Source organism: Cytobacillus sp. SAFR-174 (assembly GCF_051964675.1).
GTDB lineage: Bacteria > Bacillota > Bacilli > Bacillales > Cytobacillaceae > Cytobacillus.
The window spans coordinates 125,312-137,816 of sequence record NZ_JBQCMZ010000002.1 but is presented as its reverse complement, the minus strand read 5'-3'; the positions used below and the strand labels follow the sequence as shown (position 1 = coordinate 137,816).

10 protein-coding genes are annotated in these 12,505 nt (G+C 41.5%); 6 read left to right on the top strand and 4 right to left on the bottom strand.

Annotated elements, in window-relative coordinates; translation table 11 throughout:
• Window positions 1-5 precede the first annotated feature (5 nt).
• Window positions 6-725, bottom strand: coding sequence for a GTP pyrophosphokinase (locus ACTHRG_RS02925; RefSeq protein ID WP_440230543.1), 720 nt, complete (start codon window positions 723-725; stop codon window positions 6-8).
• A gap of 396 nt (window positions 726-1,121) precedes the next feature.
• Here ACTHRG_RS02925 and ACTHRG_RS02920 point away from each other — a divergent pair, with 396 nt between their 5' ends.
• Together ACTHRG_RS02920 and ACTHRG_RS02915 are read left to right on the top strand one after the other, a co-directional pair.
• Window positions 1,122-1,517 (top strand): MarR family winged helix-turn-helix transcriptional regulator, encoded by a 396-nt coding sequence (locus ACTHRG_RS02920; RefSeq protein ID WP_440230542.1) that lies wholly within the window; start codon window positions 1,122-1,124, stop codon window positions 1,515-1,517.
• A gap of 1 nt (window position 1,518) precedes the next feature.
• On the top strand, window positions 1,519-2,712 hold the full coding sequence (locus ACTHRG_RS02915; protein WP_440230541.1) for an MFS transporter: 1,194 nt from the start codon (window positions 1,519-1,521) through the stop codon (window positions 2,710-2,712).
• A gap of 65 nt (window positions 2,713-2,777) precedes the next feature.
• On the opposite strand, the gene ACTHRG_RS02910 is transcribed toward ACTHRG_RS02915, so the two are convergent.
• The 3 genes from ACTHRG_RS02910 to ACTHRG_RS02900 form a co-directional block, all read right to left on the bottom strand.
• Entirely contained in the window at window positions 2,778-6,290 is a 3,513-nt protein-coding gene (locus tag ACTHRG_RS02910; RefSeq protein ID WP_440230540.1) for a S8 family serine peptidase, read from the bottom strand.
• Window positions 6,291-6,569: 279 nt separating this feature from the next.
• On the bottom strand, window positions 6,570-7,037 hold the full coding sequence (locus tag ACTHRG_RS02905) for a hypothetical protein (protein ID WP_440230539.1): 468 nt from the start codon (window positions 7,035-7,037) through the stop codon (window positions 6,570-6,572).
• A 41-nt stretch (window positions 7,038-7,078) separates the two neighbouring features.
• Entirely contained in the window at window positions 7,079-7,786 is a 708-nt protein-coding gene (locus ACTHRG_RS02900; protein ID WP_440230538.1) for a sulfite exporter TauE/SafE family protein, read from the bottom strand.
• 111 nt (window positions 7,787-7,897) lie between these two features.
• Between ACTHRG_RS02900 and ACTHRG_RS02895 the strand changes: the two genes are divergently transcribed.
• From ACTHRG_RS02895 to ACTHRG_RS02880, 4 genes are all read left to right on the top strand, one after another.
• On the top strand, window positions 7,898-8,593 hold the full coding sequence (locus ACTHRG_RS02895; protein WP_440230537.1) for a response regulator: 696 nt from the start codon (window positions 7,898-7,900) through the stop codon (window positions 8,591-8,593).
• Window positions 8,586-9,590, top strand: a complete 1,005-nt coding sequence (locus ACTHRG_RS02890) for a sensor histidine kinase (protein ID WP_440230536.1) — start codon at window positions 8,586-8,588, stop codon at window positions 9,588-9,590. Before ACTHRG_RS02895 ends, ACTHRG_RS02890 begins: the two co-directional genes overlap by 8 nt.
• A 99-nt stretch (window positions 9,591-9,689) precedes the next feature.
• Complete coding sequence (locus ACTHRG_RS02885; protein WP_440230535.1) at window positions 9,690-10,451, top strand: ABC transporter ATP-binding protein; 762 nt, start codon at window positions 9,690-9,692, stop codon at window positions 10,449-10,451.
• Window positions 10,441-12,381 carry an FtsX-like permease family protein gene (locus ACTHRG_RS02880; protein ID WP_440230534.1) on the top strand — a complete coding sequence of 647 codons (1,941 nt, stop codon included), beginning with the start codon at window positions 10,441-10,443 and terminating at the stop codon, window positions 12,379-12,381. The genes ACTHRG_RS02885 and ACTHRG_RS02880 overlap by 11 nt, the downstream gene beginning before the upstream one ends.
• Window positions 12,382-12,505: the final 124 nt, after the last annotated feature.

The following is a 12,505-nucleotide window of genomic DNA, read 5'->3' as shown; positions in this document are numbered from 1 at the left end:
CTCCTTTAAGTTTTAATCCCTTTATGGCCCAGCAGAAATTGCAGGCTTTCGGGCGAAAAAGTCATGGCTTCATCATCATCCAGCTGTTTTAAAGCAATCATTTCATCATGGAGATTCTCCATTTTCCGATCGAGGCGTGAAGCTGTGTCAGCTGCCTCTTTCAGTTCTTTCACTATTCTTTGCGGAATTTCTTTATTGTACTTGTAGTAAATCTTGTGCTCGAGGCTCGCCCAGAAGTCCATCGCTATCGTCCGTATTTGAATCTCTACAGGAACCAGCTCTTCCCTGTCAGACATAAAAATGGGGATCTGAACAATCAGATGAAGGCTTTGGTAGCCATTTGGCTTTGGATTCTGAATATAATCCCTGCATTCGAGCACGGTTATATCTTTCTGGCTTTGAAGCATAGCCTGGATTTTATAAATATCGGATACAAAGGAGCATGTAATGCGGACGCCCGCAATATCCCTGATATTTTGCTCAATGGATTCTAAGGAAATCTCCAATTTTTTTCTTTGCAGCTTTTTAAATATACTTTCTGGAGATTTAATTCGTGATTTTACATGCTCAATCGGATTATAGTCATGCACATACTGAAATTCTTCTTTAAGGATATTTAATTTCGTGTTTATTTCTTCCAATGCGAACTTGTAGGACATCATAAAACGCACTAAATCTGTCCTTAGTTCCCTCAGTGAAATTTGCTCAGGCGTATTTGTGGCCATATGGACTCCTTTGAATTTTAGCCTTGTTTTTGGGTGGCTTAAGACTGGATGGCTTTTTGCAGATTGCTGCATTTACCCTCTGTTTTTGCAATTTAGAAATAAGCAAATGAATTTTGAACAATGCTTTCACCTCTATATGACACTGTGTCATTCTTACAATTGAATTGTATATGACATCGTGTCATACGTCAACTTAATATGACACAATGTCACAAATTTGCCTTCTTTTGATTCAATGGATAGCTGTTTTAGAAACACAGCTCTAGCCTATTTACATGTCATCACATTGAACTGTATAATTAATAAATAATTAGTTACTCTTGATAACTATTACTCAAGGTAACCAAATGGGAGGTTATTAAGATCGAAACATTCCAGCGATTTTTTCATCAGCTCGTGCTATTGTATCGCCCATTTGAAAATAGGCTGAATACTGAGTTAAGCAAGCATCAATTATACCGGGCTCAGTGGTCCATCATGTATTACATGTATAATGATGGTTCCGTTACATTGGTAGAGCTTTCCCATTACCTTGGCGTTGAAAAACCAACGGTCACAAGGACGATTGCAAAATTGGAGGAAATGGGCTATTTAGAACCGGTTCCGACTAAAGACAAACGGGAAAAAAGAATGCAGCTGACTGGTGCAGGCAGAAAGGTTTATCAGAAAGTCCGCGCCACAATCGATGAATTCGAACAGGAAATTTTACAAGGAATTTCAGAGGAGGAACAGATGGAAGGAATTCGTCTGATGAGCCTGATCCGCAAAAATTTAATTCAGGGAGAGTTATAAATTGAATTCGAAGCTTTGGACAAAGGATTTTATTATTGTTTCATCGGTTAATTTTTTCTTAACATTGATTTTCTATCTGCTGATGGTGACAATCGCTGTTTTTGCAGTGGATTACTATAGTGCCACAACCAGCCAGGCCGGGCTTGTGACAGGCATTTTTATCATTGGGACGCTCATTGGCAGGCTATATATCGGTCGGGCCATTGATAAAATTGGACGCAAGAAAACACTTTTTATCGGTTTGATCTTTTTTACGCTGACGACTCTCTTGTATTTCGTGAACATTGGCATCGCTTTCCTGCTGCTTACCAGGTTTATACATGGCATTGCTTTAGGGGTGGCAAGCACGGCGACCGGAACCATCGCGGCACAAATTATTCCGGCAGCACGCAAGGGGGAAGGAATTGGCTACTTCAGCATGAGCACAACACTGGCGACAGCTGTTGGGCCATTCATAGGCCTATTAATGATGCAAAAAGTTTCTTTCCAAGTGATTTTTGTCTTCTGTCTGGCCATCGGTATTATTGCCCTGATTACAACCTTCTTTTTATATGTTCCGGCCGTTGAAACCTCAGATGTGAAAAAGCCAGGCTTTCAGCTTTCCAGCTTTATCGAGCCAAATGCGGTTAAGATCGCATTTATTACCCTGGCGATTGCATTTGCTTATTCCGGTGTCCTCTCTTTTATCAACTTTTACGCGATAGAAGTCGATTTAGTAAAGGCTGCGAGCTTTTTCTTTCTCATCTACTCAGCTGCTGTCCTGGTTTCACGTCCATTTACCGGCCGGCTGATGGATTCTAAAGGAGCAAATTATGTTATGTACCCCGCTTTTATCCTATTTGCGGCAGGCATGTTTGTGCTCAGCACAGCAAACAGCAGTTTTACCCTTCTTTTGGCTGGAGCACTGATTGGTCTTGGCTTTGGAAACATGCAGTCCTGCACCCAGGCCGTGGCCGTCAAGCTGACACCGGCACATCGAATGGGATTGGCAACGTCAACGTTTTTCATTTTTCTTGATGCAGGCCTGGGATTTGGGCCCTATTTGCTTGGTTTCATTATTCCGGTTACAGGGTATGGCAAACTCTATGGCATGATGGCCGTGTTTGTATTATTGTCAGCGATTTTATATTATTTCCTTCATGGGAAGAAGGAATCTGCAGCCCTAAAAAAATTGAACACATCTGTTTCAGCTTGAACCTAACGCATTGAAAAAAATATCAAAAGCCATGGACCTCTAAATCGTCCATGGCTTTTGATGTTTCAGTTCTGAAATACAGTAACCGTTTTAGGACTCGTAGTCACTTTAAAGCCCTGTTTGTTTGATACATCCGCACTAATGGTGTAAGTCCCGTTCGGAAGATCTGCGTCTGGAGTCCATTTCAGATGAATTTCATGTTCGTTTTCCACATTGATTGTGTCAACGATTTTTCCTGCTTCATCTTTAATGTTCACTGTCCAGTTAACGCGGTTATTTGCAAATGCATTTATGCCGGCAGGTGTGTTTGCATTCACATTTTTATTAGGATAAACACTGAAGTAGCTCACCAGCATTCCTTCATTAATATAGGAAGGATCCCCCCATACGGCATAGCTTTGGTTAAATGCATGGTCGATGCCCAATACAACAACGCTCTTCGGTTCTTCTTTTACAAGGGCTGACGTTTTTCCAGGTTCCAGCGGCATATATTTCCCGTTATACCAGATGATTGCACCATTATAGCCGCTTCCCCCTTCGTTATCTTCTGACTTGAAGGAAATTTCATATTGCCCGTCTTTTGGCTGTACTTGAATATCCGAGACGATTGGTGCAACAGAATCTACGTGAACCGGAAGCCTTACTTCCTGAGGCTTGGCATCCTTGTAATCAAGTGTTGTTTTGATTACATACTGATAGGTTCCATCCTCAACGAATTGCCCATGTTGATTCTTAACATTCCATAAATATCCGTTAATCATATAGTCACGGAAAGCCATGATATTTTTGCGGAACTTCCAAGGCTTGCCTGTAAATTCACTGAAGTCGCCTAAATAGTTGACCATTTCCCCTTTATCATTCTCCACGTACATTTCTGTCTTTTGTAAATTGCGGAGAGCTGTAAAAGTTGGGAAAACACCTGGCAAAACAGCATTAGGAGAAATCACAATGCGGTTCATATCAAATGTTCCAGTATATGGGTCATATCCCATTGGGAATCGTGCGCCTTCATCGTTCCATAGGACTGTATATCCCAGGAAGGCATCTTTTTCCCATGCAGCCGGGTCGAGGTTTTGCAGCTCGTCCCATTGTCCAAAGTAGCCCATATATGGAATTGTCAGCGGCACAGCTGCATCACTGTTTTTACCTGTTGGCACTAGACGGACATATCCCTCTACAAATGTGCCCTTTTTTAGGCTATCCGGCAATTGAATCTGTACATCCAGACTCTTGTTTTGTCCTGGCTTAATTTTAAGCGTTATTCCTTTTTCATCGGTCACTTTTTCACCATTTACGATGGCAGAGGCACCTGAAATCCGCTTGCTGGTCATTGTTAAATATTCCTTGGCATCCAATTTACCGTCGTTGTCCAGGTCAAACTCTTTTGTTTCAGTTTCGTCTGTTAAAACATCAACGTACACTTCATATTCCAAATCTTTCACATCTGTATCCCGAAGTGCTTCGACATTCAATTTGAAATGTGCTTTCTCATTAATTTCCTTAAGTGCAACTGCTCCTGCCTGTTCCAAAGGAGCGTTTTTATTTGTAACAAGTACAGGTGTCTTGATGGCATTTTGGATTTGCATTAATCCTGACCCCTGAACGCGTGGGGAGTATGAGACTTGATTACTTGAACGCGGATCCTGAATGATTTTTGACGTATTCATTAAGGCGATTTTTGCATTTAATGCCGTTTCTTTGGATTGTGGCAATCCTTTTTCATATAAAGCCTGAAGCACCAAAGCTGATCCGCCTGCAACATGAGGCGCAGCCATGGACGTACCGCTCATGATTTCATATTCATTGCCGGGTACAGTAGAATAGATCCCTCCGCCTGGAGCTGAAAGTTCAGGCTTGAAGTCAAGTGTGTGCGGTGTGCCAAAAGATGAAAAGTCTGACATGTTATCTTTATCAGCATTATCCACCCAAATACCTTTGCTAATCTGCATTTTCACTGTTTGCCCCTTGGACAGCTGCGAAATTAAAGCATTCCCGTTCTCCTTGCTTGTTGTTGCTGCAGGGGTTAAGTACGGACTAAAATACAAGAAAGGATAATCAGCTTCATCATGAGGCGGTACAAGGATAACCGCCTTTGCACCATTCTTTCTGGCTTCAGATTGGACATATGAATATAAACCATATTTTTGATTTGGTTTTGCTACGACTATCTTGCCTGCAATATCTTTACCGGCAAAATCAGCTGTCCTCCCTTCCCCCACATATACCATTTCATAGCTTTCACCTGCTGTTAACACCTTTGAAAGCTTGAAGTTTACATGAGTCTGATCCTGGTATGGAAGCTGAAAACCATTTTCATCACTAAGTGCATTCATATGCAATTTAGTATTTTCATAGGATGCTACTGATAGCGCAAATGGACTGACAGAAGGTTCTCCGACTGTGCCGATATCCGGATTTTCTTCATAAGGCTTGGCAGAGGCCTCCATAATATTATTTTTTGTGCTGTAGGATGAATTGCCTCCAGCTGCTACCACGAGCGTGCCCCGTTCAGTTGCTTCCCGAATTGACTTTTGGATTGGATCATTTTCTTCTCCAACGAAACCGGCATCCGACCCAAGACTCATGTTAATGACATCAGCACCCATAGTGACAGCGTGTTCAATTCCGGCAATAATATCATCTTCATAAGCTCCCCCGCCGTTATCAGAAAAGACTTTTTCTGCCAGGAGCTGAACACCGGGAGCAATCCCCTTGACTCCATCATTTTCCTCATCTCCGTTAGCACCTACAGTACCAGCCACATGCATGCCATGCGGGCTTCCATATTGTCCGCGGGGAATGACATCCGTATCTTCATCGGCCCAGTCATAGCCTGACGGCACTTTGTCACTATACCAGACATCATTTATAGCCGTTTCGGCGAGTTTTCCCTGGATTCCTTCCTCTGACCATTTCTGCTTTTCTTTCCCGTCATCCGTCAATGTCATATCCTGGTGTGTATAATCCAATCCGGAATCAACTACTGCAACAAGCAGCCCTTCTCCTTCATAGCCATGGCGCTCCCAGACCTTTTGCGCCTGCACTAACTCCTTGCTGGCACCCATGGATGGCTGGAATGTTCTCGCAATATGTACGTTAATGACACCAGGAATATCCTGTATTTCTTTTACATTACGAAACTCGGTTTCCAGACTGAACCCATTAAACCCTTCAAAAAAGCGATGCTTCACTTTCTTGAAGGATTTTTTCTTGGAAAGCGCTGATATTACTTCGTCTTGCTTTGCCTTCATTTTACTTTTTTTGCTTTGCTTTGTTTTCTCTGTATCTGCCGGCTGTTCTACCTCAACAATAACACGCAGGATTTCATTTGGCTTATAAGGCTCCGCTAAGCCTTTCTCTTTCAGCTCTTTATAGCCAAGCTTGTCCACTGCCTGGGATCCAGCCTGATTTTGCTGATCCAAAAATATTTTCTGCCCCTGCTTAACAATCTCATCTACACTTGGAGCCTTGATCTGATCATCCTGATCTCCTTCTGCCGATACGGTTCCACCAAATAATAAGGCTGCTGCCAATGCAGAAGCCAGCACCTTATAAGGTACTCCCTTTTTCACTTTCATTTTTCTCCCGCCCTTCCCTAGTGAAAAATCTGTATTTTTTAACTTTTCACATAATTAATTGTAGGGCTGGGGCTGAGAGATGTAAATTGGGGGAATTATAAAGGAATCCTCTGAAAAATTTTATAGCTTTGTAACTAAAACATGGGATATTCTCGTGTACTAATAGTATAAAAGACTCGTTAAAATCTTTGAGACTATTACGCAGTGGTAAAAAGGGCTTTTTTAATTACCCCAAATTGAAAGCCTTATTCCACTGTGCCATAATCTGCTCTTAAAATATTAATATAGTTTTGAGCTCCTCATAGCTGAAAAAATGCCAAAAACCACTGCTATGATTTGCGATAAGAAAAAGGTATAAACATTAAAATAAAGACTATTAGTGTATTGATTAAACCAGCCAAAACGGTAAATTCTTGATTCCGGGTTATCCGGTTTTCCTCCAAGAGCCGAGATCAGTTCACTTGTGTAATGATAAATTCCGATCATCAGCAAAGCCATGACAGCAAGCGAAAACAGCAAAATTCCTATAGCCATTTTGTTATTTTTCAATAGTGTTGCTTTTGCCAGTTTGAAAGTATAAACCCAACTGGAAATAAAGACAGGTGTAAAAAGAAATATGATGAGGATGCCTAAATTTCCATTGCCAGAAGTCACATTGGGCTTTATCGTAAAAACATGTTCTATAAGGTAAAAACCAAAGAAGGAAAACAGGAAGCTTAAGCTCCAATAGACCTGTTTTTTACTCATCGCGTACACCCTTTTCGTGATTTTTAAAGGAATTCTTTCAGTCATTCAATCAGCAGGTAAACTCCAGTGAAAATCAATATAATATATGTAAAAATCTTAAAAAAACGCTGATTGATTTTAACAAATAAAATTTGTCCCAGGTATAGACCCAGCAGCACCAGCGGCAAAGCATACAAGCTTGAAAACCAAATCGTCTTATTGGTCCCAGCAAAGATAATCTGAAAAACAAGACTGGCCGAGTAGATAAACAAGTAAAAAGCCAAAGTGGTTCCCCTAAGCCGCTCTTTATCAGTATCCGTTCCTGAAAAGTACAACAGAAGCGGCGGGCCGGGCATGCCAATGCTGGTTGTCATGATTCCAGATAATCCACCCACTGAATAATCCCTGCCGCTTGTTTCTTTAACACGGAAATTCGCCATTAAAAGGAGCGTTAACAGCAAAATAATGAAACTTACAGCTAGCTTCAGCCGAGAAATGTCCAAAAATAAAAAAATGCCAATACCGACAGGCAGCCCTGCTGAACAGCCAATTGCGAACCTTTTCAGAACTTCAAAGTCTGTATCCTTCTTGATTTTTGAAAATAAGGCAGCAGAAATAATTAAAGATAAAATCAAATTGATTTGAATGGCTTCTCTAGGTTCAAAAAGAAGCAGCAAAAACGGTGTGGCCAGGATTGAGAAGCCAAATCCCGTGCTTGTCTGTAAAGTGGATGCAATTAAAATAATAAGGATAAAAAGAAAGATGTCCATAGTCAAAACCTACTTTTTACCTTATTTTAACACAGCCTGTAAACATTCTGGCAGACCTTGTCCTTTTCCTATACAATAATGGAAGGAAAATGCAAAAGTGTGGTGAGTTGATTGTTTAAAGTGCTTTTAATTGAGGATGATGCCTCCCTGTTTACTGAAATCAAAGACCGCCTCTCCCAATGGTCTTATGAAGTCTATGGAATTCAGGACTTCAGTGGGGTCATGAAGGAGTTTGCCGGCATTCAGCCGGATCTGGTCATTATCGATATCCAGCTTCCGAAGTTCGACGGGTTTCATTGGTGCCGGATGATCCGTTCACATTCGAATGTGCCAATTATTTTTCTGTCATCCCGGGATCACCCAACAGACCAGGTCATGTCCATGCAGCTTGGCGCTGACGATTTCGTCCAAAAGCCCTTCCACTTCGATGTGCTAATTGCAAAAATCCAGGCAATTCTGAGACGTGTCTATAACTATAGTGCCGTTCAGAATAACCTTAAGACCTGGTGCGGTGCGGCGGTTGATTTTGAAAAAAATACGGTTTCAAATGAGAGTGGTTCTATAGAATTAACGAAAAATGAAATCTACATATTAAAGCTTTTGATCGAAAGAAAAAATCAAATAGTCAGCAGGGATGAGATTATAAATAGCCTATGGGATGACAAGCGATTCATTAGTGACAATACTCTGACGGTCAATGTTAACAGACTAAGGAAAAAGCTTGATGAACTTGGGCTTGGCGCCAGGATCGAAACAAAGGTCGGCCAGGGTTATATGGCAATTGAAGAGGAAGCCCCGCATGTTTAGGAAATATATCAGGGAACGGTTAAGCTGGATCCTGCTGTTCGGGTTCCTTCAGGTGCTTGCCGCCTTTGTAGTATATATCGATTCAGCCCTATCCCTTAAACCCTTCCTTTATTACGTCTTTTTGTCTTTGATCATTTTTACTGGATTCTTTTTAATCCGTTATCAAAAAGAAACAAAGTTTTACAGAGAAATAACTGAGCGGGAAGATAATTTAGATCTGTCGAGCATACCAGAGTCTGAAAGTCCTTTTGAAAAAATAATAGAGTCAGGCCTAGTCAGCCAAACCGAGCGGTTTAAACAGGAGTACACCCAGAACTGGACACAGCTCGAGCAGGAAAAAGATGAATTGCTCTCCTGGATTCATGAAGTCAAAACTCCCTTGACTGCCATGCATCTCATGATTGACCGGATCGAGGATCAGAACCTTAAATCCGCCCTTACATACGAATGGCTGCGCATCCACCTTCTTCTGGATCAGCAGCTGCATCAAAAGCGGATTCCTTCTATGGAAAATGACCTGTATATTGAAATAGTTAATCTTGAAGATATCCTATTCAGTGAAATCAAATCTCTGCAGTCGTGGTGCATGCAAAAAGGCATTGGGTTTGAAATGGAATTGGAAGAAACAGAAGCTCTGAGCGACGCGAAATGGCTAAGCTTTATCATTCGCCAGCTTTTAACCAATGCTGTGAAGTATAGTGAGGAATCAGATATTATGATTTCAAGCTCCAGATCTGAGGGTAAAATATCCTTGAGGATTCAGGATTTTGGCAGAGGCATTGATCAGAGGGACTTGCCGCGGATCTTTGAGAAGGGGTTCACTTCCACTGCCAATCATCATGAAAACGCAGCAACAGGCATGGGGTTGTATTTAGCCAAAAAAGCCGCAGACCAGCTAAAAATAAAATTCCTTGTGGAGTCTGTTTTAGGCAAAGGCACCATCATGACCCTTGTCTTCCCTACCAGAAATGATTTCGTCAGCATAACAGGCATGTGACAAAAATGTCACATGCTTTTGCTGTTTGTTCGTTCAATCGAAGGAATTACTTAAACGTAACCTTCTATAATATAGCTATCAAAGAAAGGATGGTTACACATGACAGTACTTGAAGCCAAAAAAATCCATAAAAGCTACGGCAATAAATTTAATAGGCAGGAAGTATTAAAAGGAATTGATTTGAAGATTGAAACGGGTGAATTTGTAAGCATTATGGGCGCTTCCGGTTCAGGGAAGACCACACTTCTCAATGTGCTCTCGTCTATTGACAGTGCAAGCGGCGGAGAAATCAACATTGAAGGAAAGGAAATGACAAGGCTGAAGGAAAAACAGCTCGCTGATTTCCGCAAGAGGCATCTCGGATTTATTTTTCAGGAATATAATCTCCTGGATACATTGACAGTGAAGGAAAATATCCTTCTCCCCCTCTCCATCAGCAAAACACCAAAAAAAGAGGCAGATGAAAAGTTTGCAGCGGTGGCGGCTGAGCTTGGAATCTTAGAGTTAAAGGATAAATATCCGAATGAAATTTCTGGCGGGCAAAAGCAGCGGACTTCTGCAGCTCGTGCGTTTATTCATGAGCCAAGCATTATTTTCGCTGATGAGCCGACAGGTGCGCTGGATTCAAAGTCAGCCTCTGACTTGTTAAATAAGTTGAGTGATTTAAATCAGAAAAGGAAAGCAACGATTATCATGGTCACCCATGATCCTGTAGCAGCAAGCTTCTGCAGCCGGGTTATTTTCATCAAGGATGGCCAGATCTATACGCAACTTAATAAAGGTGATCAATCAAGACAGGCTTTTTTCAAGGATATTATGAAAACACAAGGCGTTTTGGGCGGTGTGCAGCATGAGCATTAATACCATCATCCTCCGCAATCTGAAAAAGAATCTGAAACATTATTATCTCTATGTATTCGCGCTTATTTTCAGTGTTGCCCTCTATTTTGCTTTTGTCACCCTGCAATATGATCCATCCATGTCTGAAGCAAAGGGTTCGATTAAAGGTGCGGCTGCCATTAAAACGGCCTCCATCCTGCTCGTTGCGATTGTTTCTATCTTTCTTCTGTACGCTAACACTATTTTTATTAAAAGGCGAAGCAAGGAAATCGGTCTGTTTCAGCTGATCGGAATGACAAAAAATGAGATTTTCAGATTGCTTAGCCTGGAAAATCTCATGCTGTATTTTGGGTCCTTGATCATTGGGATCTTTATTGGTTTTTCGGTTTCGAAGTTAATACTGATGATCCTTTTTAAATTGACAGGTGTTGAAGGAATTGCTTCCTTGCACTTTTCAAGTGAGGCACTATTGCAGACTATCATTGTCTTTACGGTTATTTATGTTTTCATCATGCTGATGAACTATGTTTTTATCAAGAGGCAAACCATTCTATCTTTATTCAGAGTGGTTTCGATTGCCGAGGGAAAAGTGAAAAAGCTGTCCATTTGGGAAATGATCCTTGGGGTGCTTGGTTTAGCCTTGATCATTGCCGGCTATTACATCTCTTCCCTATTATTTGGCGGGGATTTCACATCCATGAACGAGCTGTTCTTCGCGATGGTCGTCATTCTTGCTTCCGTTATCATTGGAACCTATCTTTTCTACAAAGGATCAGTAAGCTTTATCGCCAGCCTGATTCGCAAAAGGAAAGATGGATACCTGAATGTTAATGAAGTTCTTTCATTATCTTCCATCATGTTCCGAATGAAGTCGAGTGCCCTGCTCTTAACGATTATTACAACAGTGTCCGCCCTTGCGATCGGGCTGCTGTCATTAAGCTATATTTCCTACTACTCAGCGGAAAAATCAGCCGAGGACAGTCTCCCCTCCCACTTTTCGTTCACGGACGCGGAAGATGCAAAGAAGTTTACAGGGCGCCTTTATAAAGAGGGATTGGAGTATAAGGAACAAAGCATTGAGGTATTGCAGGTGAATGCTGATATGGAGGACATTCTGGATGTCAATCTGGAAGAAATGAATTTTGATTCGCCAACCATGCTTTTGCCGGTTGTAAGCGAAAAGTCCATACCTGGCATGGAACTTTCCCCTAAAGAAACCGTGCTTACTGGATATAATGATGCACTCCAGAAGTTCATGACGCTGAAGGACTCAGGAATGCTTGAGTTCAAGGGAAAAACAAATACTATTAAACAAAATTATATAGGGCTAAATAAAGACTTTGTCATCCCGTTTTATTTTACAGCAGGCGGGCTGCCGGTGGCCATTGTGGATAAGAAGGTATATGAAGAGCTGAAAGCTGACCTTAATCCTGAAATCCAGCTGGAGGATTCGCTTTTCATCGGAGTAGATATGAAAAGTGACAGCGATATTGAAAAAGCAAATACACTCTTCAGCGAAATGGAGTTCAGCGGAAGATCCGATTCCCAGCAAGAAATGAGCACAAGGCAAAAAATGAACATGGGACTGATCATGTTTATTGTCGGTTTTCTCGGCTTAACCTTCCTCGTCACTTCAGGCTGCATACTATATTTCAAACAAATGGATCAGAGTGAGGATGAAAAACCAAACTATACAATCCTGCGAAAACTTGGCTTTACACAGGGAGACCTGCTGCGCGGAATTCAATCCAAAATGGCTTTCAACTTTGGAATTCCGCTGGTGGTCGGCCTTCTGCACAGCTACTTTGCCGTAAAATCAGGCTGGTTTTTCTTCGGAAGCGAGCTTTGGATGCCGATGATCCTGGTTATGGTGCTTTACACGGTGCTTTATTCGATTTTCGGAATTCTGTCTGTGATCTATTCGAAAAAAGTGATAAAAGATGCACTTTAGGACGGAAAAACCGCTCAGGTATGATGGCCTGAGCGGTTTTTATATGGCGGAATTTAGCTTCGTTATCTATTTGCAGAGGTTATTTGCGGGTTTTCTGCGTCTATTTGCAAGTTTTCTGAGTTTA